This is a genomic window from Anaerosolibacter sp. (genome assembly GCF_029240175.1).
Lineage (GTDB): Bacteria > Bacillota > Clostridia > Peptostreptococcales > Thermotaleaceae > Anaerosolibacter.
Window position 1 is genome coordinate 78,607 of record NZ_JARBTM010000009.1, and the last position, 26,949, is coordinate 105,555.

Sequence of the window (26,949 nt, forward strand, 5' to 3'; positions counted from 1 at the left end):
CTACTCTAAAAATTTCGAAGATACTGCTCCGGAGTGATCCATATTTTACGACAGTATCGATTTTCACCAGCCACCGACTCTCTAAAACTGTGAATGTAAAATATCATTCTCCATCAATGCATTCAGAATATTCAGTTAATTTATAATATTGTAACAACTACAGCCCGTATTGTCAATAGACTTTTATAAAAAATGCAAAAGGAAATTATTAGGGCATTTACGCTGCGCTTTAAGAATAAAGAACTATAGCTAGTGGTTTTCCTGTTTTATGGATTCTTTGTCATTTCCTCGAGTCCTTTGCCTGCAAGGACAATAGGAAGTACTAAGTTTTCAGGGTCAATGGTACATTCTATAATTGTGAATTTGCCATTGTTAAGGGCCTTTTCTAAGACCGCAGGGGCATTCATTGCATCATCGATGCGATAACCTTCAGCACCGAAGGCATTTGCTAACATGACAAAATCGATTTTATTTTCAAAATGTACCCCAGTGTATCGTTGGTTTGAATAATAATGTTGAAGCTGTCTTACCATTCCAAGGGTTTGATTATTGAATACCAGGATTTTGATAGGCAATCCTAGCTCCGCAATGGCACCTATTTCTGTCATGCCCATCTGAAAACTGCCATCGCCGGTGATGGCAATAACCAATTGATTCGGTTTTGCTACTTGAACCCCAAGAGCAGCTGGAATGCCATATCCCATCGTCCCTAATCCCCCCGAAGAAATAAAGGTTCGCGGCTTGTTAAAGTCATAGTAAGTAGCTGTCCACATCTGATGTTGACCCACATCGGTGGTAATCAGAATGTCATTGGGTGCAGCCTCTGACAATTTTTTGAGAATCCACGGCACGTTACGGCCTGGCAATACAGGAGGTACTCTCTCTGGATGAATGAAGTTAATCGATTCATGGGGTGCTTGATGTTTTTCCATAAGCTTGATCATATCTATTAGAATATTTTTTACGTCCCCAACGATCGGTATATCTGCATGGATGTTTTTTCCGATCTCAGCTGGGTCAATATCAATATGAATGATTGTTGCATTTGGGGCAAACTTTTCTGGATTTCCTACAACCCGGTCATCAAAACGCATGCCTAAGGCCACAAAACAATCACACCCTTGAACGATGTTATTTGCTTCTTGGTTGCCGTATGTTCCCAACATTCCAGCAAATTCTTTACGATCGGCTGGATAAGCACCTAGACCCATAAGGGTTGAGACCACTTTCCCTTTTGTCAAATCTATGATTTTTTTCACTTGATCCGATGCATCGCTGTGGATGACGCCTCCCCCAGTACAAAACACTACATTCTTAGAATCTTGGATTTTTTGTACTGCCTTTTTGATCATAGAGGGATGGCCCTGGGTAGTAGGTTTATAACTGCGTATTTCTACCTTTTTATAGGGTATGAATTCAGCGATGTCCATAGAGACATTGCGGGGAATATCAATTAGTACAGGACCAGGTCTGCCGGTTTTGGCGATATAAAAAGCCTCAGCTACGATGCGGGGTAAATCTTTAATGTCTTGGACCAAGTAATTGTGCTTTGTTATTGGATGGGTTATACCCGTAATATCTACTTCCTGAAAAGCATCGGTTCCAACCATGGCTTGAGGAACTTGGCCTGTAAAGAATACAATGGGGATAGAATCCATATAAGCGGTAGCTATTCCAGTTACCAAATTTGTTGCGCCAGGTCCTGAGGTAGCCAAGCAAACACCAACACCACCGGTTGCCCGAGCATACCCACTGGCTGCGTGGGCAGCTCCTTGCTCATGTCTTACAAGAATATGTTTAATAGAGCTATTTAGTAAAGCATCATAGATTTCCAGAACCGTTCCTCCAGGGTATCCAAAAATTATTTCAACACCTTGATCTTCCAACGTTTTCACCAAGGTTTCTGCACCATTTAATCGCATAGAATCAATCCACCTTTCTAATAAACAGTCTTAGAAACTACATATCTGTATTTCTCAGCTAGTTACTTCTTAATATTGAAATTGTGCCTGTCTTTACAAGCTCTTTAATTTTAAAGGGTTTTAATGATTTGATAATTGCCTGTATCTTTGCTTCATCTCCTGTAGCTTCGATGGTTAGAGACTTTTGTCCAATATCAACTACACGGGCTCTAAAAATATCCATTAACTGAATAATCTCAGATTTTGTATTGTTATCAGTAGCCACCCGGATTAAAAGAAGCTGACGATCTACCGTTTCTTGGGATGTAACATCCTGTACCTTGATGACATCGATTAATTTATGAAGCTGCTTTGAGACCTGCTCAATGATTTTGTCATCTCCATCTACAACGATCGTCATTCGAGAAGTGTTAGGATCATCCGTGGCGCTAACGACTAAACTTTCAATATTGTAACCTCGCCTGCTAAACAAACCTGAAACCTTAGAAAGCACACCAGGGTTATTCTCCACCAATACAATTAAAGTATGCTTCATATGCAAACCTCCATATCCTTTAAAATGAATAATAGTAAATAATAAAAAAGGCACACTTCGCTTGCTTCGCTAGGGGAACCTAGTTCCCCTTCGACGGGTGCAAAGCAGCCTGAGCACCCCTCTGAGTGCGGCATGGGATTGCTTCCCCTGCACCCCTGTTTTTTTATAGTATAGGAAAGTATACTTTCCTATACTATAAAAAAACACATGCATCCCAAAAGGGACGAATGTGTAATCCGCGGTACCACCCTACTAGATTTACCTGAAATCAGTAAATCCACTTAACCCTCTAACGTCGGGGAAACGGCAAGACTTACTGAATGCTTCGTTCATGTTCAGTCTTGAAGTTTAGGAACGAGTTCCCCATGTCTATCAACTAGTTCACACCAAACACTAGCTCTCTGAATGACTTTCACAGCTACTACTTTCCATCATAACCTTTGCCCATATGAAGTTAATTAGTAGTTATTATACACATGACGATTAATTTATACAAAGTGCATTTTAAGTGAAAAACGGAGATTATACGAAATTAGCATCATATTGCTATAAATTTCTGAAAATTTAGCCATTTTGAAACTATTCTCAATTTAAGCCACGATGATGATGTAGCATGATCACGTTTAAGTTGTGAATTAAATAAATTTGATGAAAGCGCATAAATATAATTGACAAAACATTCAAAAAAAGGTTAAATAGATAGATATAGAAATGTATATATATACGAAACGGGATTGAATATTTGAGAAAAGAGGTTATGAAATGCAGAAGTTAAAAGTTGGTTTAATGGGATTTGGAACTGTTGGAAGTGGTGTTTGGAGAGTACTTCAGGATAACAGTGACAAAATTATTGAAAATTGCGGCTTTAAAATAGAGGTATCGAAGATATTAGTACGTGATTTGTCCAAAGAGAGAAATAGTGAAATAGCCAGAGGCGTTTTTACAGACAATCCCTTGGAGATTCTAAATGATGAAAACATTAAAATCGTTGTAGAGGTCATGGGTGGTATTGAACCTGCAAAGGAATATATGCTTGAGGCGATAAAGCGAGGAAAACATGTTGTTACTGCAAATAAAGCCCTGATTGCTTCCCACGGGGATATGCTTTTGAAGGCAGCAAAGGATGCAAATGTAAAATTACTGTACGAAGCAAGCGTTGCAGGCGGCATCCCAATAATACATGCCATAAAAGAAAGCTTATCAGCCAATAGGATCAATAGCATTATGGGTATATTGAATGGAACAACGAACTATATTCTGTCTAAAATGACGTCAGAAAGGATGGAATATGATATTGTTTTAAAAGAGGCACAGGAAAAAGGATATGCTGAGGCCGATCCAACCAGTGATGTGGAGGCTTTCGACGCTGCCTATAAGCTGACAATTCTAGCTAGGTTAGCATTTGGAATAGATGTAAAGATTGAGGATATTTACCGTGAGGGGATTACAAATATTTCACCTATTGATATTGAATATGCTACAGAGCTTGGTTATGTAATAAAGCTATTGGCTATTGCAAAAGAAACAAATGGTAAGATTGAGCTGAAGGTACATCCTACTTTTATCCCCAAGGGGCACCCTTTGGCTGCGGTAGGGGATGCCTTTAATGCAGTATATATAAAAGGAAATGCCGTAGGAGAATTGATGTTTTACGGTAAAGGAGCTGGAGATTTGCCGACGGGTAGTGCTGTGGTTGGAGATATCATCTCTATTATTCGAGAAGGCTCGCCCAATAAAATGATTACGCAAGTAATAAATGAAAAAGACCTAAGCAACATAAAGGATATGGGAAGTAACCAAGGGGAGTACTATGTACGATTGCTGATAAAAGATATTCCTGGTATACTAGGAAAAATTGCTTCGCTGTTTGGTAAGTATAATGTCAGTTTGTCTTCTGTTATTCAAAAGGGGAAAGAAGAACCTGCGGTTTCTCTTGTGTTTATTACCCATGAGACAATAGAGCTCAATGTACAGTATGCCCTTACAGATATTGCTAAATTACCTGAGGTTGTGAGCATTGCCAATGTAATTCGTGTTGAAAATATATAGAGATAAAAAGTTTTATTTATTATAGGGGGAAAGAATAATGAGCGAGGTTATAGTAGCGAAATTTGGCGGAAGCTCACTTGCCGATAGTAAGCAGTTTTTAAAGGTGAAAAATATTGTTTTATCGGATAATAGGAGACGATATGTTGTACCTTCTGCGCCAGGAAAAAGAAGTCGTGAAGATCATAAAATTACGGATTTATTATATTTATGCCATCAGCATGTGGCCCAAAGACTTCCTTTTGATGAGGTATACAGTATTATCGAGAAAAGATACCTAGATATTTGCACAGAATTAGGTGTCTCTTTAGATATGAAGGCGATTCTTACGGAAGTCAAGAGCCGTATTGCACAAGGCACTTCTGCGGACTATGCAGCCAGTCGAGGGGAGTATTTGAATGGGTTAATCCTTGCAGACTATCTTGGGTATGAGTTCATTGATGCAGCAGAGTTAATTGTTTTTGATAAAAATGGTCAATTTGATGCAGAGGCTACACAAAACAGGGTCCAGACACGATTAGCATCTGTTAACCAAGGGGTGATTCCTGGTTTTTATGGTGCCATGGAGGACGCTACAATCAAAACTTTTTCAAGAGGCGGTTCAGATGTAACAGGTGCCATTATCGCTAGGGGTGTTGCCGCGAGTGTTTATGAAAATTGGACCGATGTCTCAGGGTTTTGTATGGCAGACCCTAGAATTATTGAAGAGCCTAAACTTATAGAGAAGATTACCTACAAAGAACTTCGAGAGCTTTCCTATATGGGTGCTTCGGTACTCCATGAAGAGGCTATTTTTCCTGTAAAAAAGGAAGGGATACCCATCAAGATTAAGAATACCAATAAACCCCAGGATGAAGGCACACTGATTCTCAGTGATTTATCGCCAGTAAGCTATTCGGGTACGATCACTGGTATAGCTGGGAAAAAAGGGTTCACTGTTATTGCCATAGAAAAAATGCTGATGAGCTCTGAAAAGGGTTTTTTCCGCAAACTCCTTTCCATACTGGAGGGAAATGATATCTCCGTTGAGCATATGCCATCCAGTATTGACTCCGTTTCACTGGTTATTGCAGATTCAGAGCTTGGGAATAAAATGGAGAAGGTAATAAGTGATATCCATTCACAATTATGCCCAGAATCTATTGTTGGCTATCCAAATATGGCACTGATTGCTGTAGTGGGTAGAGGGATGATTAAAACCAAGGGGATATCTGCGAAAGTATTTGGTGCGTTGGCTCAAGAAGGCATCAATGTTCGTATGATCACCCAGGGCTCTAGCGAGTTAAATATTATTGTTGGAATTGAAAATGAGGATTTTGAAAAGGCAATCAAGGCAATTTACAAAAATTTTATTGCTAAAAAAATATAAAAAAATTATTTAATATAGTTGACAGATGATTTTGAAAATAGTAGAATAAGTTTCAATAATTAATTGAATATTTAAAAAGTAAAGACGGAGAGAAAAATGCGGTTTTTGCCTACAGAGAGCTGACGGGTGGTGTGAGTCAGTGGAAAGAACGTATACAATACTCACTCCTGAACTGCCAAGATGAAATGTATATTTCAAAGTAATTAAGGCCGGTACCTCACAGTCACCGTTATATGACTAAGGTTAAAAGGATTCATATATCCTTCGACCTGATGAGGCAGTCTATGAAAATAGGCTGTGAAAAAGGGTGGTAACACGGGAAATTCTCTCGTCCCTAGGGTATAGTTGTATATCTTAGTGACGGGAGTTTTTTATTTACAAAAAAAAGAGCATCTGCGGCAATAGGTTTTTGAAAAGTAATAATACAATATACAAGATACATCTGAAAAGAAAGATGAAAAAAATGTTATGAAAATAAAGGAGAGGTGACCGATTATGGGTAAATTGATTAAAATATTTGATACGACATTGCGAGATGGAGAACAATCCCCAGGTTGCAGTATGAACCTACACGAAAAAGTTCAGATGGCAAAGCAGTTAGAAAGCTTGAAGGTAGATGTAATTGAGGCAGGGTTTGCCATTGCATCTCCTGGAGATTTTGCATCGGTAAAAGAGATTGCAAAGAACATTAGGCATTGTTCCGTTGCCAGTTTAGCTAGGACATTACCAAAGGATATTACCTGTGCCTGGGAAGCCATACAATATGCATCACATCCAAGAATCCATACCTTTATTGCCACATCAGACATTCACATGAGGCATAAGCTGAAGCTAAAGCCGGAGGAAGTTGTTGAAAGTGCAGTCAGCGCAGTAAAGCTTGCAAAACAGTATTGTTCCGATATCGAATTTTCAGCTGAAGATGCAACGAGAAGCAATCCTGCATTTCTATATAAAATCATAAAAGCAGTTATTGACGTAGGGGCAACGGTCATAAATATCCCGGACACGGTAGGCTATAGTACACCAGATGAAATATACCATTTAATCCGTGGTATCTCAGAGAATGTACCCAATATTCATAAGGCAGAGATTTCTGTACATTGCCATAATGATCTAGGTATGGCTGTCGCAAATTCCCTTGCAGCGGTAAAAGGGGGCGCAACCCAAATTGAATGCACCATTAACGGTATTGGGGAGAGAGCAGGCAATGCAGCATTAGAGGAAATCGTCATGGGTATTCATACCAGAAAGGACATTTATAGTCTTGATTGTAATATAGAGACCAAACAGATTTTAAGAACAAGTAAATTACTCAGTACGATTACAGGTATACAAGTGCAGCCCAATAAGGCCATAGTAGGAGCCAATGCCTTTGCCCATGAATCTGGTATCCATCAGCATGGTGTTATGGAGGAAAGAAGTACTTATGAAATTATGTCTCCGGAATCCATTGGATTATCACAAAATAAGATGGTTTTGGGAAAACATTCCGGCCGACATGCATTTCATGAGAAGTTGAAGATGTTGGGTTTTGAGGTATCAAAAGAGGAGCTAGACAAAGCATTTCTACAATTTAAGGAATTGGCAGATAAGAAGAAAGAAGTGGATAATCGTGATATTGAGGCTATTATGACAAAAGACTTTGTTGAGGCAAAGAAGATTTATACATTAAAGAACTTTGTAATCAACAGCGGAAATATGATGACGGCTACGGCTACAGTGAAGTTAAGTCATCACGGGAAGGAAAGTGAAAAAGTGGCAACCGGTGATGGTCCGGTGGATGCAGCATTCCGTGCCATTGAGAAAATCATTGGGAGAAAAATCATCCTACAGGATTATTCCCTTCATGCAGTAACAGAGGGAAAGGATGCCCAAGGCGAAGCAATCGTAAAGATACGTGGAGACCATCGTATTTATACAGGCAGGGGATTGAGCACAGATGTTATTGAAGCCAGTATACATGGCTATATAGATGCACTAAATAAGATGCTAGATGATTCTGAGATTTGACTAGCCGGTTCTATCTTAACGAGAAATAGATGGTTATGAAGGTTTTTATAATGAAAAGATAAAGCATGATTAGGATAGAAAAAACAAGGATTATAAATGAAAGGAATCCTTGTTTTTTTATGTAGGGAAAATAAGTTTATCTTTATTTTTTCAGTGAGGATGCTATTTACTTAAGCCTAAAACTATGTAATAATATAATGTCGAAAAGTAATTCTTCATACAAGAATGTTAGATAAATATTAGTAAACACTACCTAAATAACCATTTTATATGATAAGGAGAAAAATATGAGAATAGGATTCGATCATAAAAAATATTTAGAAGAGCAATCGAAGTATATTTTAGAAAGAGTGAATGATTACGATAAGCTATATCTAGAATTTGGGGGGAAACTGTTATTTGATCTCCATGCAAAAAGAGTGCTGCCAGGATTCGATGAAAATGCAAAAATAAAGCTGTTACATAAGCTGAAAGAAAAAGTTGAAGTAATCATTTGTATATATGCAGGGGATATTGAAAGAAATAAAATAAGAGGGGATTTTGGTATCACTTATGATATTGATACCCTGAGACTGATTGATGACTTGCGGTCATATGAGCTGGACGTAAACAGTGTTGTAATTACTAGATATGATGGACAGCCAGCAACCACTGTATTTATCAATAAGCTTGAACGTAGAGGTATAAAGGTGTATACCCATCGTGCTACAAAAGGCTATCCTACCGATGTAGATACCATTGTAAGCGACGAAGGCTACGGTAAGAATCCATATATTGAAACAACGAAGCCAATCGTGGTTGTCACAGCGCCAGGACCAGGAAGTGGAAAATTAGCAACATGTCTTAGCCAACTATACCATGAATATAAACAAGGCCGGGTAGCGGGTTATTCAAAATTTGAGACTTTCCCAGTATGGAATGTTCCTTTGAAGCATCCATTAAATATCGCCTATGAAGCCGCAACCGTAGATTTAAAGGATGTAAATATGATTGATTCATTCCATTTTGATGCCTATGATAAGATTGCCGTAAATTATAATCGTGACATAGAAACATTTCCAGTTCTTCGGCGGATTATTGAAAAGATCACTGGGGAAGAAGCGGTATACAAATCACCTACAGATATGGGTGTAAATCGTGTTGGATATGGGATCACCGATGATGAGGTGATCAAAGAAGCCTCAAAGCAAGAAATCATCAGAAGATATTTTAAAACTGGCTGTGAATATAAAAAAGGTCATGTGGATAAGGAAACTTTTGAAAGATCGAAATTGATTATGGAAGAGCTTAACCTAAAACAAGAGGATCGAAAGGTAGTTGTGCCCGCTAGAGAACGTTCAGCTGAATTAAGAGAAAGGTCTAGTGAAGGGGAGATATGCCCTGTTGTCGCCATGGAACTAAATGATGGGACGATTCTAACAGGAAAAAATTCAAGTATTATGGATGCACCAGCAGCAGTAATTTTAAATGCAGTAAAACATTATGCCAATATATCTGATGAAATCCATTTGATTTCTCCTTTGATTTTAGAACCGATCATCAACTTGAAATCGAAAACTTTGGGTAGTAACAATGCAGCCCTTGACTGTGAAGAAATATTAATCGCCCTTAGCATATGTGCAGTTACAAATCCAACAGCCCAGGTAGCTATGGAAAAATTAACGATGCTAAAGGGATGTCAGGCCCACTCAACAACAATTCTAAGCATGAATGATGAACAGACCTTTAGAAAACTAGGCATTGATGTAACGAGTGATCCAGAGTACTCTTCTGAGAGTTTATACTATAACAGTTAAATATCCATTATAGTGCAGTGGCATTTTGAAAAATAAGATAATATTTATAATGAAATATGAGATATGAATTACTTTAGAAATATGGAGTGTTTGTTCCTTTAGGCAAATACTCCATATTTCTTTATGCTAGATGCACTATGGCAGATCCAAATAAGTTATATAAAGGTATAATGTCAGAGCAGGCAATGAAAGGAGAAAATGATCGAAGGAGATTATAAAAAAAGATAGAAAGTATAATAATCAAAATTAAATATATTTATAGATACGGAGGCTGTAAAATGGATATGAAACAGAAAGCAATGGAGATGCACAGAGCGTGGAAAGGTAAAATTGAGGTTGTTAGCACTGCGCCCCTAGGAAGCAAGCAGGATCTGTCAATTGCTTATACACCAGGAGTAGCAGAGCCATGTCTTGCCATAGAAAAGAATAAAGATTTGGCGTATGATTTAACAAGAAAGTGGAACTTGGTGGCTGTAGTTACGGACGGAACTGCGGTTCTAGGCCTTGGAGATATAGGCCCTGAGGCAGCTATGCCTGTGATGGAAGGCAAATGCATACTGTTTAAAAACTTTGGAGATGTGGATGCCTTTCCTATTTGTTTAGGAACTAAGGATACAGAAAAAATCATTGAAACTGTGAAGCTTATTGCGCCAACCTTTGGGGGGATCAATCTAGAGGATATCGGTGCACCTCGATGCTTTGAAATAGAAGAAAGATTAAAGAAAGAATTAGATATTCCAGTGTTCCATGATGACCAGCATGGAACTGCCATCGTTGTAATCGCGGGTGTAATCAATGCCCTACGATTGGTGAATAAGAATACAAAAGACGTTACAGTAGTTGTAAATGGTGCAGGGGCAGCAGGAACTGCCATCACAAAAATGTTGATTAGTCTGGGCGTAAAGGATATTCTGTTGTGTGATCGTCAAGGAATTCTATATCCTGGCTCGCCATATAATGATGCGTCGAAAGAAGAAATGGCGAAGATTACGAATGCACAAAGAAAACAAGGAACTTTGATTGATGCTATGGAAGGTGCTGATGTATTTATCGGTGTATCTGCTGCCAATGTAGTTACAGAGGAAATGGTTTCAAAAATGGGAAAAGATGCCATCGTATTTGCAATGGCAAATCCGGTTCCTGAAATCATGCCTGATTTGGCAAAAAAAGCAGGTGCAAGAGTAGTAGGAACAGGTAGATCTGATTTCCCTAATCAGATAAACAATGTACTAGCTTTCCCAGGTGTATTTAGAGGCGCGTTAGATGTACGGGCAAAGGAAATCAACGAAGAAATGAAGTTAGCTGCTGCCAATGCTATTGCGGAGTTAATTGGTGAAGAAGAATTAAATGAAGAATATATTATACCCGATGCCTTTGACATGAGGGTAGCAGAAAAGATCGCAAAGGCAGTGGCACAAGCTGCCATAGATACCAAGGTGAGCCGGTTATAGTGTTTATTACAAAATTACCTATAAAAGGAAGGAAGAAGCATGGAATTTGCATTGGGATTTGGAAAACAAAGTGTAAAGTTTCTTATAGATCAGAAGAATCTGATGGGTCTCTTAGAGGCCAATAAAGTAACAGTAGACAGTATGGGTGCCGATGAAGTGAAAAGGGCATTACATGAGCCTATAGGGTTACCGAGATTAAAGGATATCGTAAAGAAGGGAGAAAAGATCGTCATCGTCACCAGCGATATCACAAGACCTATGCCTAGCAAGACTGCGCTTCCAATATTGTTGGAGGAACTCTATGAAGCCAATATCCCTAATGAAGATATAACCATTGTTTTTGCTTTGGGAAGTCATAGAAAGCATTCTGAGGAAGAAAAAAGGTATCTAGTTGGAGATGATATCTATGAAAAAATAGAATGTATCGATTCCGATGTGGATGATTGTATCCACATAGGGATAACATCTGCTGGAACACCAGTAGATATATTTAAACCTGTGGCAGAAGCTGAGCGAAGAATTTGTCTGGGAAATATCGAATACCATTATTTCGCTGGCTACAGCGGGGGTGCAAAAGCAATTATGCCTGGGGTATCGACAAGAGAAGCCATACAGGCAAACCATAGTATGATGGTTAGAAAAGATGCGAAGGCAGGAACCTTGGATGAAAACTCACTTCGAAGAGATATCGATGAAGTTGCCAAAAAGTTATCCATTGATTTCATTTTGAATGTGGTGCTGGATGAAAAGAAAAATATTATAAAAGCGGTAGCAGGCCATCATATAGAGGCTCACCGGGAAGGATGTAAGTTTTTAGACCGGCTATATAAAATAGAGATAGATCATCCTGCAGATATTGTGATTGTTTCACCTAGAGGGTTTCCTAAGGACATCAATGTATATCAGGCACAAAAGGCCTTAGACAATGCCCAGCATGCCGTAAGAGATGGTGGGATCATCATATTGGCGGCATCTTGCAAGGAAGGCTTGGGAGAGCATACCTTTGAAAGATGGATGACAACATCAAAATCACCTGATGAAATGATTGTCAATATTCAGAAGAAGTTTGAATTAGGAGGACATAAAGCTGCTGCAATAGCCATGGTTCATCAAAGAGCAAAGATATTCCTCATATCAGACCTTGAGGATGTTTTCGTAAAAAAGATTTTTCTTGAACCACAGAAGAACATAGAGGAAGCCTTACAAAACGCCTATAGTATTTTAGGGGAGGATGCTAAAGTGATAGTTATGCCCTATGGGGGTTCTACCCTGCCAGTTGTAAAGAACAGCTAATATAAATAACTTTAAGGAAAGAAGGCTAAACTAAGATTTGCTATAGTGTAGCCTTCTTTTTTATTTCATTTCATGCTGTTTTAGTTTTCAAGCTTGTACTAGTGGTATAATTTAACATGTAAGAAATTCTTAGGATGCAATCATCGTGATCAAATATGCAGAGGTGAACCGAATGATAACAGCAAAAAAGTATGTAAAGAAATATTGGAAGCATTTCTGCATAAGTGTTGTTTTCTTAACCATTGAAGCGATTTGCGATTTGATTCAGCCCACAATCATGTCAAAGATCATAGATGTAGGGGTCGCCAATAGGGATATGGATTACGTATTGAAAATGGCCATGGTAATGCTTGGTATTTCAGGGATCGGGGCAATAGGTGCCATATGGCGTAATATTATCTCGAGCAATGTCTCACAAAGATTTGGAAGTGAACTAAGATTAGACCTTTTTACGAAAATCCAATACTTCTCTTTTGGAAAAATCAATGATTTTGATACTGCTTCTTTGATTATGAGGCTGACCAATGATGTACAACAAGTACAGGGGTTCGTCCATCGGATGATGAGAATTTTTGTAAAGGCACCGTTACTAAGCATAGGAAGCTTCATCATGGCTTTTTTACTGGATCCAGGAATGACACGAATACTGCTGTTGGTGGTTACTATCGTAGGGGGATTGATATACTTCAATATGAAAATTGGATATCCATATTTTAGGAAAGTACAGAAAGCCTTTGACCGTGTCAATGGAATATTCCGAGAATATTTAGCAGGCATCCGTGTGGTAAAGGCATTTCATCGATTTGATTACGAGGGCGAGCGATTTGAAGCTGTAAATCAAGAGCTAACTTCCATATCAGCCAATGCAATGGGTAGGATAGCTATATTCTCCCCAGCCATAACTTTAACCGTGAATTTAGGCATCGTTGCAGTGATTTGGTTTGGTGGATTGAGGGTGAGTCAAGGACGTATAGAAGTAGGAAAGATCATTGCCTTTATTAATTATATGACCCAAATATTGCACTCTCTCATGATGATATCCATGGTATTCAATGGATTTGTTCGGGCAAGGGCATCCTATGAAAGAATTGATGAGGTGCTTCAACTGGATAATGAAGTTCTTGTACCTAAAGATTGCAAGGTTACATTAGTGGAAGAGGGACGAGTGGACTTTGATGATGTATATTTTTCATATGAAGGTAGTCTAAGAGATCCTATACTAAAAGCCATATCATTTACATGTAGTTCAAGGGAAACCATAGGAATCATAGGATCGACTGGATCTGGAAAAAGCAGTCTTATTCATCTTATACCGCGGTTTTATGATATTTTAAAAGGTGTTATCAAGGTAAATGGTGTTGATGTTAGAAAAATAGACCCGAAGCTATTGCGGAGAATGATTGGAATTGTTCCCCAAAAGACCATATTGTTCACAGGTACAATTCAAGAGAATATAAAATGGGGTAAAGAAAATGCCAGTAGTGATGAGGTGATAGAGGCGGCTTCTCTGGCTCAAGCCCATGAATTTATCACATCTTTTCCAGCTGGTTATGATACTATGTTGGGACAGGGAGGGGTAAATCTATCTGGAGGCCAAAAACAACGAATTGCCATTGCGCGGGCTCTCATTAAAAAGCCCAAAATATTGATTTTGGATGACAGTACCAGTGCTGTAGATGTGGCAACTGAGGAAAAGATTAGGGAAGGCTTAAAGGAATATGCTCAAGCACTGACTACTTTCATTGTTGCTCAACGGATCACTTCGATCATAGGTGCAGATAAGATTATTGTATTAGATCATGGTAGTATCGTAGGTATAGGAAACCATGAAGAACTTATGAAATACTGCGCAATTTATCAGGATATATTTTATTCTCAGATCGGAAGGGAGGGAATGGAATATGAAAAATAGGACTGAAGGTGATAAGAGCCGTGAATACAATGATAAAGTAAGCTTGAATTATAACATACAAAAGGATGCGAGTAAAAATTATATTGGTTATCATAGGATTGGCAAAGGTCATCGAGGGGGCCCTATTGAGAGAGCGAAAAACTTTAAGGGAACCATAAAGAGGTTATGGCATTATTTTGAAGGTGAACGGAATTACATCATAGGGCTATCGTTCTTAATCATCTCAAGTGCTGTTTTAGGGTTGACAGTACCTTACCTTATAGGTAGAGCTATTGATGAAATGACTCATAAAGAAGGAATAGAAACGGGTAGTTTACTTGCAATGATTGTGCTGATACTCTTTTTTGTATACATGCTAGATGCCATTATTAGCTTTTTTCAGGGTTGGATTATGGCGGGAGTATCTCAGCGTATCGTTAAACAGCTGCGTAGTTCATTATTTCAGAAACTTCAAAAACTGCCTATATCTTTTTTTGACCTCCATACCCACGGAGAAATTATGAGTAGATTGGTAAATGATATTGAGAATGTAAGTAGTACCATTTCCCAATCAACTATACATTTGCTCGCAAGTCTATTCATAATAAGTGGATCCCTTTACATGATGATATGGTTAAGCCCTCTACTCACGCTGGCGAGTATTGTAACCATTCCCTTAGTTTTTATTGTATCCCGCTTCACAGCGAGAAAGACAAGGGTGTTTTTTAAAGAACAGCAGCAAAACCTAGGTAGATTAAATGGACATATTGAGGAAGCCATATCAGGCATCTTTGTTGTGAAAGCATTTCATCATGAAGTAAAGGTTATAAATGAGTTTTCTGAAATAAACCATCAGTTATGTAAAGTTGGGATCAAAGCGCAAATATGGGCAGGATTTATTATGCCTTTGCTAAATGTGATTAATAATATCGGATTTTCTTTGGTTGCAGGTGTGGGGGGCGTTTTGGCTGTTAGAGAAATGATAACCATTGGTGTAATTGCTAGTTTTTTAAGTTACTCCAGGCAGTTTGTAAGACCATTGAATGAGGTATCAAGTATTTACAATACATTACAATCTGCTATAGCTGGGGCAGAAAGAGTATTTGAGGTCCTTGATGTAGAGGAAGAACCGAAAGATAGGGCAGATGCAAAGGTTTTAGAGAATCCAAAGGGACATGTGATTTTTCGTGATGTGACCTTTGGCTATCAGCAGGATATACCGATTATTCGAGGAATAAATTTTGAAGTTTCTCCGGGAAGCACTGTTGCCCTTGTAGGTCCTACAGGAGCAGGTAAGACTACAATCATAAGTCTGCTCACTAGATTTTATGATGTAAGTAGTGGAAGCATTTCTATCGATGGTGTTGATATAAGAGCGTATACTCGGAAAAGTCTAGGTAACTGTTTTGGTGTAGTGCTGCAAGATACCTACTTATTTACGGGTACGATTCGAGATAACATTAGATATGGACGGTTGGATGCATCGGACGAAGAAGTAGAATCAGCAGCCAGACTGGCCAACGCGGATGTATTTATTCGACGAATGCCTAAGGGATATGAGACCAAAATTACAGAAAATGCTGGAAACCTTAGTCAAGGCCAAAAACAACTTTTGGCGATTGCACGAGCAATACTGGCCAATCCATCCATACTTATACTAGATGAGGCAACCAGCAACGTGGATACCCGCACAGAATTGCATATACAAGAGGCACTCCTTAAACTGTTAAAGTCACGGACTAGTTTTATCATTGCCCATCGGCTGAGCACCATACGAAATGCAGACATGATCATGGTAATCGATAAGGGCCAGATTGTGGAACAAGGAGACCATGATGAACTTTTGCAAAAAAGGGGATTATATTATCGGTTATATTTTAATCAGTTCAAAAATATCAGCATATAACCGATCTTAAACTATTAAATCTTAGGTAAGAATAAGAAACAGAAAAAAGATGTTATAATCAATGGAATCTTGTAGAACATCTTTTGTCTATTATGAGATTAATCAAGTTCTTCTTTTTTTTCTTGAATGTAGTCTTCAATGTCTTTGTGCCATTGATTATAGAGTTTGGGGCTTACATCCCTAACAACAGACATAAAATAATCTAATACACCAAGCTTATAAAGACCTTTTGATAAATGTCTTGGAAAATGACGTTGTTTCGTATAAAATTTTTTGGGATCGATGACCATCAGGTTCCCATTAGGTTGAACAATGATATCTTTGCAGCGTAAGTCGATTTTGGAAAAACGTAATCGTTTAAATTCTCTCAATAGGTCGATGATTTTTATGGAAAGGTTTCTGTCTAAGCCGTGTTCTTTGATATAGTCTTTCAGAATAATGCCATCCACATAATCGCGAATCATATAATTTCCATTCATCCCGTAGACCCTTGGGAAATATCTATTACCATTTACTCTTTTCAGAATAGCGTACTCTTTTTCACAGGATTCGGGTTCGAAGCAAATTTTGATGATTTTACCTTCTGGAAGCAGGTATACAACACCATTATTTCCTCTGCCAAGGAGTTTACAATCCAATAGATTGATTTCAAAATTTTGCACATATCGTTTATAGATAAGGCTATTCATTTTTTTCCCTCCGTCACATTGGATTTCTCCTTATTGAAATTTTCCTGTATTACATATATTATATGAATGCTAGACTTTTTTGGGAACTAAAAAAAGAATAAGCACAAGGGATACAATTCATGAAAAGATTTAGAATGAATCATATCAGGAATACTTATAATAAATAAAAAAAAGAAAGGTCGTTATGATGAGTATGAACTTTAATTTACTTGGAATTAGTAAAGAACTATGTGATGTATTACATGCACAAGGAATATCAGAGGCAACACCAATCCAGGAAGAGACAATTCCAGCTTTATTGCAGAGGAAAGATGTAATCGCTCAGGCGCAGACTGGGACGGGAAAAACCTTAGCATTTCTACTGCCTGCCATGGAAAAGATTGATGTAAATAAATCTAGTGTACAAACCCTTGTCATTACACCTACCAGAGAGCTTGCCATTCAAATTACCGCCGAGGCTAGGAAGTTGGCACCTGTCAAAGATATAAAAATATTGGCTGCATATGGTGGACAAGATGTGGAGCAGCAGGTAAGAAAGCTAAAAGGAAATATCCATATGGTCATTGGTACACCAGGAAGGCTGTTGGATCATTTGCGTAGAAAAACAGTTGATTTTAGTAAGTTAGATATTCTGGTTTTAGATGAAGCAGATCAGATGCTGCATATGGGATTTTTAAAAGAGGTTGAGACGATTATCAGGCATACATGGAAAGATAGACAAACTATGTGCTTCTCTGCTACTATGCCAAAGGGAGTACGAGAATTGGCGTCTCGCTACATGAATGAACCAATACAAATAAAGACAAAAAGTGACCGTGTTACATTAGATGAAATAGAACAAATTGTCGTAGATACAACCGATAGAGGAAAACAAGATGCCTTATGCCAGATGATTGATGAATACAAGCCGTTTATGGCGATTATTTTCTGTCGCACAAAAAGAAGGGTTACTGCTCTTAATGAAGCCCTTCATGAACGTGGATATCAATCTGACGAATTACATGGAGATTTGACCCAAGGAAAACGGGAAAAAGTTATGAAAAGCTTTAGAAATATGGAAATACCACTGCTTGTAGCCACGGATGTAGCAGCCAGAGGTTTGGATATCGAGGGTATAACTCATATATTTAACTATGATATACCCCAGGATGCTGAAAGCTATGTTCACCGAATTGGTCGTACAGGAAGAGCTGGACAGACGGGTGTCGCTATAACCTTTGTGACTCCTAAGGATTATGAAGATTTACAAATTATCGAAAAAACCATTCAAATGACAATCAAAAAGCGAAGACTTACCAAGGAAAAAGAATTCAGAGTGAATCCAAATAGAAAAAGTGATGGGAGAGATCGTTCAGAAGAAAGGGAGAGAAAATCTAGAGGTAATCAAAAGGGAGATAGATTTAAACACAGTGACAAGAGTGGTTCTTTTAAGAGATCATCTGATGGCAAAAGAAAACATGAGGAGAAAAGAAATACTTTTGAAAAAAAGACGGGTTCAAGAAATCAAAATGCTAGAACAAAGAGTAATCAGCGTGGAAAAGCTTACTAGGCATAACTATAAGAAACTTAATCCTTGTAGAACTGAACCATCATTTTACCAACCCATTTTTTCTAGTACAAAAGTATTCAGAGATGTTATAATATTTTTCGAGAAAGGTTGGGTGATAGAATGGGTGACATAGCAGGAAAGGGCTGCGATATATTGGTTCCTTTTGAAGAAAGGAAACCTTTACATGAAATTGAAAGAAGCTTAATTACGAAATATAGGAAACAGATTTGGTCTAAATTTATAAAAGGATTAAAAGACTATAAAATGGTTGAACCTGGAGACAAAATCGCGGTAGCTATTTCTGGGGGCAAAGACAGCATGTTGATGGCCAAGCTGTTTCAGGAATTAAAACGACATGGGGAAAATAATTTTGAGCTTGAGTTTATTGTTATGGATCCAGGCTATCATGAAGACATAAAGCGACTGATGATAGAGAATTGTAATTATCTAGATATACCTATCCAAATCTATGATTCAGGTATTTTCCGCATCGTAGATAATATTGCAAAGGATTATCCCTGCTATATGTGTGCCAAAATGCGACGTGGCGCCCTATATAATAAGGCACAGGATTTAGGTTGTAATAAACTTGCCTTGGGCCATCACTTTAATGATGTAATTGAAACCACCATGCTAAACATACTTTATACCGGCTGTTTTAAAACAATGCTGCCAAGGCTTAGATCATCTAACTTTGAAGGCTTAGAGCTTATTCGACCTATGTACTATGTAGAAGAGAAATATATTGAGCATTTCACCCAAGAGAGTGGAATTTGGCCATTAAACTGTGCATGTATGGTGGCTGCTGAGAAGACAGGAAATAAGCGATATGAAATTAAGGAATTGATCAAGAATTTGAAAGATACATTTAAAGATGTAGATAAATCAATATTTAAAGCTGCTCAGAATGTGAATATGGATGCAATTTTAGGCTGGGATCAAGATGGAAAACATCATTCATATTTAGATTCTTATTTTGATGAATAGAATTGTTTAATAAATAGCAAATAGCATTTGAGTGAATATACATGAAATAGACCAATGTCGTTCAAGCGTTGGTCTATTTCATGTTTTTGTTTATATACAGTCACAAAACTAAGAAAGATTACAATTTAGAATGATAGAACAAGATTACCGGCAGTTACGATTTAACTTTATACTATGGAGAAAATCCAGCAACGTTATAGTCAAGCTACATAATATATAGTGAAATCATCATGAAGGAGGGAAACAAATTGCGTGTTTTATGTGTAAATCATTTACTTTATTATATAAATGATGGGCTGTTTGAAGCCATGAGAGACAAAGGATATGAATTAAAAATATTGCCATTGGGAAAATACCCCAAAAGTGATCAAAAACGAATTCTAAAATCAATGCTGCAGGAGTTTAAACCGGACTATGTGTTCACTCCCGGGTGGTCTCAAGGAATTTTCGAAACTGATATGTTTATTAAAATGATAAAGAAATATAAGATACCTCACGTATACTGGGCAGCGGAAGACCCTATATTTTTTGATGAGGTTTCCATGATCTTTGCTCCCCATTGTGACTATGTATTTACCACTTCTATAGAATTCAAAAAAAAATATAATGCTCTTGGCAAGGACACATCTACTCTGCTATTTGGATGCAATCCAAAGATATTTAGAAAAACACCTGTAAAATTGGAATACCAACATGATATCGTTCTAGTAGCCAATAACTATGATTGGTTCTCAGAAGATAATAGTTTCCGTAGAAAAGCAATCCGCAATATAGTAGCGCCTTTGGTTCGCGGTGGATACGATATAAAAATATTTGGTTCAGAAAGCTGGATGAAAGCAGCGGATGGATTTTCAATAGATTCGAAATATTACGGAGGATCTGTTAATTATCATGAGACTCCATATATCTACTCTTCTGCAAAAATTGTGCTAGGTATTCAATCTGTAAATACTTCTTCCACACAAACCAGTGTGAGAACTTATGAGATTCTAGGCACAGGCGCCTTTCATATAACATGTTATACCCCTTCCCACGAGAATATTTTTAACAACCATGAGCATTTGGTGTGGTCTAATTCGCAAAAAGAAACTATAGACCTTGTAGATTACTATTTGAAGCATGATAAAGAACGGGAACAAATAGCAGAGCAGGGACAGGAAGAAGTGCTTAGCAAACATACTTATGCACATAGGCTATTCCAACTAGAAACTGAGTTTAATCCCATGCTATATGTGTAATGGAGGTGGGCAATCATGAGAATGCTATTTGTGCATGAGTGTGTTACGATTATTTATTCTTTAAAGCCTGGATTAGAGCATATTGGTCATACTGTAAAAATTTTTGATATGGGAAAGTTTCCACTTGAAGAGCAAAAAAATAAGCTGACTATGAAGATAGAAAAATTTAAGCCTGACTACATTTTTGTTCATGGGGATCCTCCTGGGTTTAACTGGAATGCTCTCTGGGCGGTTAGAGATACTTATCAAATACCTGTGATCTACTGGGCTGTAGAAGATCCGTTATATCATCAACAATTATCAAGGGGTATAGCGCAAAATGCCGATTATGTTTTTACAACCTGTGTAGAACTATTGAAAGAGTATCAACGAATGGGAAAAAAGGCAGCGTTACTATTATTTTCTTGTAATCCTCAGTTTCACAAAACATTACCCCCATGTAGGACGCTAAAACACGATATTGTATTGGTAGGCAATAATTATAATGAAAGGGTAGAAACGACTAAAAAATTATTGCAGCCACTGATTGAGAAAAATTATGATTTAATGGTTTGGGGAAATTCATGGTGGGTGGATAAAAGTGTACCCTTTTCTATTCCCCAAAAGCATTATGGGGGTTTTCTTCCATATTGTATGCTTCCATGGGTATATAATTCAGCTAAGATAGTATTAGGTGTACATCTGGATAATACGTCCCTTACCCAAACAAGTATGAGAACCTTTGAAGTTTTAGGATGTGGAGCCTTTTATCTTACACAATATACCAAAGCCCATGAGTACCTATTTAAGCGCGGTGTACATCTAGAATGGGCAGATGACAAAAATGACCTATTGACGTTGGTAAACCACTATCTTATCAATGATGTAGACAGAAAGAGGGTTGGACGGGATGGACAGGAATTTGCAGTTAACAACCACTCTTGTTATCATAGAGCCCAAACTCTAGTAGATTTTTTAGAAAAAAATAAGTAGCAAAAATACAAAATAAACTGTTTTACATATGAAAAGAAAAAGTCTCTTCCCATTTAGGACGGGAGAGACTTTCAACTTTTATAAATATATTTGAAATACTACAAAAATATCAATATAGGTGTTTGTAACGTTATGCCAAGTTTTACATAGGATATTACTGGGACAGACAAGGTGTGCAAATGGCTGCTTGTAAAATCTCAGAATTAGAGCGGATCATGGACATTTATTTTCTAAGGAGGCGTGTTAAAGATGAATATATATGTTTTTGGCTTGGGTCATATAGGCTTGCCCATGGCTATATGGATGGCTTTAAAGGGCTATAACGTTACGGGTATTGATATACATCGAGACCAAATCGAAACAATAAGAGAAGGAACTGTAGCGATTCAAGAGCATCACGAAGGAAAACATATTGCAAGCATTGCAAGAGATTTATTGAAAACTAACAAACTTAGGCTGCAGGATACCTTCCACAGGATGAACGATGAGCCTTCTATCTTTGTAATTACAGTGGGTATCGCCGATAGACCCGATGGAACTCAAGATGTCTCAACAGTTCACAAGGTAGTCGATACCATTCTGCCCAGCCTGGTAGATGGAGATCTACTTATTTTCAAGACCACAATGATTCCAGGAACAATAGATACGATAGTAATTCCAAAGGTACAATCATTACACAAAAAAATATATGTAGCCTATTCTCCTGAGACGATATCTGAAACAGCAGCGTTTTATGAATTAGAGCATAATGAGAGAATCCTGTCTGCCATGGATGAAGATAGTTATGTTACCGCCGAGAAGTTCCTAAAAAGTTTAACTGATTCACCAATTCATCGTGCATCTACCATTAAACTTGCAGAAATGGTAAAGGTGGTTCAGAATATTGATCGTGATGTAAACATCGCTTTTATCAATGAAGTCAGTGAAGTCGCGCTGAAACTTGGCATAGATATCCATGAACTGCGGCAGCTGGTCAATACCCATCCAAGGGTACAACTACTAGAGCCAGGTCCAGGGGTAGGCGGATATTGTCTGCCTAATGCACTAAAATATCTGCAATTAGCCTTAGACGAGGAGATGCGGGGAGAAATGCAATTGATGAATACAGCAAGGGAGCTGAACAATCTCAGACCTATAAAAATAGTACATCAAGTAATTAAACGATTAAGTGAACATGGTAAAGGCATTAAAGATGCTAAGATTGCAGTGATTGGCCTTGCCATGAAGGATTATTGTGCTGATTATCGATATAGTCCCGCACTTGAAATAGTCCAGCATCTTATAAGGGAAGGTGCTGAAGTTAGAGCCTATGATCCTTTAGTGCCTGCCTATGTCATCCATCAAGCCAATTCCTATGAAGAGGCGATTAATCGTGCCGATTGTATCATTATTGCCGCGAAGCAAGAAAATGTAGGTTTTGATCCCGTTGAAATCTCAGAAAGAATGGATAAACCTGCTATCGTCGTTGATACAAGAAATGCTTTAGCGCCACACCCCAATATTTACTTATATAAGGTGTAAGGGAGGCGAGAACATGAATAACTTAAAAACGGTTGTTGTCACAGGGGGAGCAGGTGTGATTGGTTCCCACCTCGTTGACTATCTATTGAAGATTGGATATAGGGTCATTGCAATAGATAATCTATCCTCTGGAGATCGTAAAAACCTTCCAGCAAATGACAATCTTCACTTCTTTCATATGGACGTATGTGATAAGGAAACTAGGAAGATTTACGAAAGCTTTCAGCCAAGCATCCTTTTCCATCTTGCCGCCCACTATGCCAATGAGCTATCTATTCAAGAACCGGAAATTAATCTGGACATTAATACGAAAGGAACACTGGTACAACTTGAAATAGCGAGGCGATTAGGTATCAAAAGATTTGTTTATGCATCCACGTCATGTGTCTATGCCCCCTTATCTCAAGCTATGAAAGAAGAACATGAGATCATACCCCATACACCTTATGGCATTTCCAAGTTAGCTGGGGAATACTACTGTAATTTCTATAGCAAAATGTATGATCTTCCCGTTACGATTTTAAGGTATTTTAATTCATATGGACCAAGGGAAGGATTCAATGAATACCGAGGAGTAGTCCCCAGATTCATTGAGAATGCTATAAAAGGTTTACCAATTATCGTTACAGGAAATGGAAATGAAAAGAGGGATTTCACATTTGTAAAAGATACTGTGAGAGGTACAGTCCTTTCAGCCCATATGGATGAAGGTAAGAACCAAGTTTTTAATATAGGAACAGGTAAAGCAACAACCATTCGACAGCTAGCTGAGACCATAAAGAACGTTACAAAATCATCTTCACCTATTGTATTTAGTGACCGTAGGGAATGGGATGAGACCATAGAAAGGGAGGCAAATATTGAAAAAGCCAAACAATTGCTTGGATATGCTCCTAAATATGATTTAGAGCAGGGAATAAAGGAGACCGTTGATTGGTATGAGACATCATAATATGAGTAATTGTCCATCTATAAATAATATATTTTTAAAGTAAGAGTACTGTCCTAAAGAGAGGTTTTATGAGCTTAAAGAATACTAAATAAAGTGAGTAGAACTGGAAAACAGCCCAGAATCAGTATAAAAGGGGAATACTGATTCTGGGCTGGTTATTTAGAACACTTTCATACTAGCTACATACTATAGTAGTAATGAAAAAGAATGGAGGATGTTTTCGTGGAGTGGACAATACCTGGTTCAAATATAATCCAACATGCATTGCCTGAAGGTGCAAAAGTCATAGAAACACAAGGACCCAACGGTATCAAAGAGATACAAAGGGGCCATATGGATGGGGATGGAACATCTGAAATTGCTATTGGCTACATGATGAATGACGAGCCTTATGTATTGATTTTAAAAAGTAATGGGGTGAGAGGATATCGTCGTATTATCATCAAGGGAAGGGGATATGGAATCAATTATTTAGGTTTTGTTAATATCACAAGTCGAGAGCGTAAAGATTTGTTGATCGGATGGAAGATGGGTGCAATTTGGGGAGACTTAGATATTTACAGAACAGGACACCATATGCTTAGTAAGATTTTCAAGGAAATACCCTATAGCAGGATAGAGATTACAGACGTATCAGGAAAAGATGGGAAAGCAGAAATTGCGATTTGGATACATGATACGGGTGAAGCTTATAAAATCGATGTCTTTCGTTGGAACGGAGAGACATTAGTTGCTGCGGAAGATGCATACCCTAAGTATTTTAGAAAAGTGGTAAGCTATTATGAGAAAAAAGTAAAAGAGATGCCGGATGCTGCATTTTACTGGTATTACTTAGCCGATACCCAGCTGAAAGCGGGTATGCCAGAGCAAGCATTGAAAACCATTGAAAAAGGGATGGCTTTAGGAATGGAGTATCCAGGCAAGGATGCTTTTGAAGAGTTAAGAAACAAAGTACTGGATGTTTTAGGGCATAGAAATATTAGATTATATCTAGCCTCAAAACCTGAAATTGGTGGAACAAAATGGGGATATATCAATGACAAAGGAAAGTTCTGTATTGGAGCCCATTATGAGTGGGCTGAGGATTTTCAAAAAAACGAATTAGCAGTGGTTACGTTAGATAATCGTTCAGGCCTTATCAATCAAAAGGGAAATTACGTGATAACACCTAAGTATGAAAGTATTGGGGAATTTGCAGAAGGCAGGGCAATTGCATGGAACTCAAAGGAATCGTTATTGATTGATGAAAAAGGAAATGTGATGTTTAAGTCGAAAAATTTTATCGGCGGGATGCAGGAAGGCAGATCTCAGTTTAGTATAGAAAATGAGAACAATGAGATATTATATGGTTTTATTGATAGAAATGGAGAAATCGTTATACAGCCAACCTATAAAACTGCAGGGAATTTTCATCATGGGAAAGCGGTAGTGCAGCTTCGGGATCAGAACTATGCAATCATAGATATGTACGGGAAAGTATTACGGTCATTCAATTATGCCTTCGTCGGAGATTTGCATGAAGGACTATTACCATTTAAACTTACTACAGACGGAAAATTTGGGTTCATAGATGAATACGGAAAAGTAGTCATCACACCTCAATTTGATGGGGTACAGGGTTTTAAAGATGGCAAAGCTATCGTTAGCTTAGATGAAAACTATATACCTAAATATGGTCTAATTGATAGAACAGGAAGATTTATTTTACAACCAAAATATAACGATATAAGATTTTTAGGAGAAGGAAGAATCGCAGTAGGTATACCTATAAATGCTGACGTTCCATTTGCAGGATCAAGATACGCTATTGGTGATTTGGATGGTTCACTGTTTACTGATTTCATATACTATGACATCACCGATTATCGAGAGGGTATTTCATCGGTCAATGATGGCGCTACAACATTTTTCATTGATCAGAATGGGAAAAAAGTGATGAATTTGCCCACAGTTAAAGGGGCGGGAACCCTCAGGGCCCAAGGCAATCTCATCAAAGCAAATGTTGACCAGCGGATCAGCTATTATGATAAATCAGGAAAAATCATATGGAAACAAGACAATACTATTGGATTGAATGATAAATATATAGTGAAAGAAAAGAAATATCAACCGAACCGAAATTATTTGGTATATTATCCAGAAATTAAAGGTATGAAGGATAATGCCATGCAAGAGCAAGTCAATGAAAAGCTACGTAAATTGGCTCAGGCAGAAGGCATCGATAGAGAGAAAGAACTTGCATATAGCTATCAAGGAGATTATAATGTAACTTTCTTTCGAAAGAACCTAGTGGTGATTGAAATTACAGGCTATAATTATCCATTTGGTGCGGCCCATGGCATGCCTACCATGATCTATACCCATGTCGATTTGGTGAGCGGTGCGTTCTATAGGCTAAAAGACCTGTTTAAATCCAACAGCAATTATGTAGGGAGACTAAGTGATATTATTAGGAAACAAATCATCAGCCAAGGTGATGATTCATCGGTATGGTTAGATAGCTATAAAGGAATTACAGAAGATCAACCATTTTTTATTTCTGAGGCCGGACTAAATATTTACTTTTACCCTTATGATATAGCCCCCTATGCTGCTGGGTTTCCAACCTTTAAAATACCTTTTAAGGAAATTGCAGACATCATCAACGAAAAAGGTGACTTCTGGAAATCCTTTCATCATTAGAGATTTCTTAAAAATTAATCATAAAAAGGTGCGGATTTCTCCCAATGTCATTAAGTTAGTTTAAAAAGAATCAAAACAGTCATAGTTTGATTTCTAGTGAAATTGAACTATGACTGTTTTTGTTTCCAATACACTACATT

18 protein-coding genes and 3 other annotated features (1 of these 21 only partly in view) are annotated in these 26,949 nt (G+C 37.8%); of the genes, 15 read left to right on the plus strand and 3 right to left on the minus strand.

Annotated features, from left to right (window positions below; translation table 11 throughout):
* Positions 1–126, minus strand: a binding site (T-box leader); it reaches 117 nt to the left of the window's first position.
* Between the two features lie 140 nt (positions 127–266).
* Positions 267–1,922 carry a biosynthetic-type acetolactate synthase large subunit gene (gene ilvB, locus K0R93_RS08435; RefSeq protein ID WP_300299950.1) on the minus strand — a complete coding sequence of 552 codons (1,656 nt, stop codon included), beginning with the start codon at positions 1,920–1,922 and terminating at the stop codon, positions 267–269.
* 58 nt (positions 1,923–1,980) lie between these two features.
* Positions 1,981–2,457, minus strand: a complete 477-nt coding sequence (gene ilvN / locus K0R93_RS08440) for an acetolactate synthase small subunit (RefSeq protein ID WP_300299952.1) — start codon at positions 2,455–2,457, stop codon at positions 1,981–1,983.
* A gap of 216 nt (positions 2,458–2,673) precedes the next feature.
* Positions 2,674–2,901: a binding site (T-box leader), on the minus strand.
* Positions 2,902–3,219: 318 nt separating this feature from the next.
* On the opposite strand from ilvN, the gene K0R93_RS08445 reads away from it, so the two are divergent.
* The 8 genes from K0R93_RS08445 to K0R93_RS08480 all read left to right on the plus strand — a co-directional run bounded on the left by K0R93_RS08445 (position 3,220) and on the right by K0R93_RS08480 (position 16,219).
* Complete coding sequence (locus K0R93_RS08445; protein WP_300299954.1) at positions 3,220–4,506, plus strand: homoserine dehydrogenase; 1,287 nt, start codon at positions 3,220–3,222, stop codon at positions 4,504–4,506.
* A gap of 37 nt (positions 4,507–4,543) precedes the next feature.
* Positions 4,544–5,872, plus strand: a complete 1,329-nt coding sequence (locus tag K0R93_RS08450; protein ID WP_300299956.1) for an aspartate kinase — start codon at positions 4,544–4,546, stop codon at positions 5,870–5,872.
* 72 nt (positions 5,873–5,944) lie between these two features.
* Positions 5,945–6,211 (plus strand) — a binding site (T-box leader).
* A 156-nt stretch (positions 6,212–6,367) separates the two neighbouring features.
* Positions 6,368–7,882, plus strand: coding sequence for a 2-isopropylmalate synthase (locus K0R93_RS08455; RefSeq protein ID WP_300299958.1), 1,515 nt, complete (start codon positions 6,368–6,370; stop codon positions 7,880–7,882).
* Between the two features lie 287 nt (positions 7,883–8,169).
* Positions 8,170–9,678 (plus strand): DUF1846 domain-containing protein, encoded by a 1,509-nt coding sequence (locus tag K0R93_RS08460; RefSeq protein WP_300299960.1) that lies wholly within the window; start codon positions 8,170–8,172, stop codon positions 9,676–9,678.
* 278 nt (positions 9,679–9,956) lie between these two features.
* Positions 9,957–11,129, plus strand: coding sequence for an NAD(P)-dependent malic enzyme (locus K0R93_RS08465; RefSeq protein ID WP_300299962.1), 1,173 nt, complete (start codon positions 9,957–9,959; stop codon positions 11,127–11,129).
* A gap of 39 nt (positions 11,130–11,168) precedes the next feature.
* On the plus strand, positions 11,169–12,422 hold the full coding sequence (gene larA, locus K0R93_RS08470; protein WP_300299964.1) for a nickel-dependent lactate racemase: 1,254 nt from the start codon (positions 11,169–11,171) through the stop codon (positions 12,420–12,422).
* A 145-nt stretch (positions 12,423–12,567) separates the two neighbouring features.
* Entirely contained in the window at positions 12,568–14,334 is a 1,767-nt protein-coding gene (locus K0R93_RS08475) for an ABC transporter ATP-binding protein (RefSeq protein WP_330685101.1), read from the plus strand.
* On the plus strand, positions 14,324–16,219 hold the full coding sequence (locus tag K0R93_RS08480; protein WP_300299966.1) for an ABC transporter ATP-binding protein: 1,896 nt from the start codon (positions 14,324–14,326) through the stop codon (positions 16,217–16,219). The genes K0R93_RS08475 and K0R93_RS08480 overlap by 11 nt, the downstream gene beginning before the upstream one ends.
* 98 nt (positions 16,220–16,317) lie before the next feature.
* On the opposite strand, the gene K0R93_RS08485 is transcribed toward K0R93_RS08480, so the two are convergent.
* Entirely contained in the window at positions 16,318–16,908 is a 591-nt protein-coding gene (locus tag K0R93_RS08485; protein ID WP_300299968.1) for a serine/threonine-protein kinase, read from the minus strand.
* 187 nt (positions 16,909–17,095) lie between these two features.
* Here K0R93_RS08485 and K0R93_RS08490 point away from each other — a divergent pair, with 187 nt between their 5' ends.
* The 7 genes from K0R93_RS08490 to K0R93_RS08520 all read left to right on the plus strand — a co-directional run bounded on the left by K0R93_RS08490 (position 17,096) and on the right by K0R93_RS08520 (position 26,809).
* Complete coding sequence (locus tag K0R93_RS08490) at positions 17,096–18,457, plus strand: DEAD/DEAH box helicase (RefSeq protein WP_330685102.1); 1,362 nt, start codon at positions 17,096–17,098, stop codon at positions 18,455–18,457.
* A gap of 120 nt (positions 18,458–18,577) precedes the next feature.
* Positions 18,578–19,444, plus strand: coding sequence for a tRNA 2-thiocytidine biosynthesis TtcA family protein (locus K0R93_RS08495; protein WP_300299970.1), 867 nt, complete (start codon positions 18,578–18,580; stop codon positions 19,442–19,444).
* 248 nt (positions 19,445–19,692) lie between these two features.
* Positions 19,693–20,682 carry a CgeB family protein gene (locus K0R93_RS08500; protein WP_300299972.1) on the plus strand — a complete coding sequence of 330 codons (990 nt, stop codon included), beginning with the start codon at positions 19,693–19,695 and terminating at the stop codon, positions 20,680–20,682.
* 15 nt (positions 20,683–20,697) lie between these two features.
* Positions 20,698–21,654 (plus strand): CgeB family protein, encoded by a 957-nt coding sequence (locus tag K0R93_RS08505; protein WP_300299974.1) that lies wholly within the window; start codon positions 20,698–20,700, stop codon positions 21,652–21,654.
* 249 nt (positions 21,655–21,903) lie between these two features.
* A complete protein-coding gene (locus K0R93_RS08510) occupies positions 21,904–23,175 on the plus strand; it encodes a nucleotide sugar dehydrogenase (protein WP_300299976.1) in 1,272 nt (423 codons plus the stop codon).
* A gap of 13 nt (positions 23,176–23,188) precedes the next feature.
* Positions 23,189–24,127: an NAD-dependent epimerase/dehydratase family protein gene (locus K0R93_RS08515; RefSeq protein WP_300299978.1), complete on the plus strand. Its 939-nt coding sequence runs from the start codon at positions 23,189–23,191 to the stop codon at positions 24,125–24,127.
* A 222-nt stretch (positions 24,128–24,349) separates the two neighbouring features.
* Positions 24,350–26,809, plus strand: coding sequence for a WG repeat-containing protein (locus K0R93_RS08520; RefSeq protein ID WP_300299980.1), 2,460 nt, complete (start codon positions 24,350–24,352; stop codon positions 26,807–26,809).
* Positions 26,810–26,949: the final 140 nt, after the last annotated feature.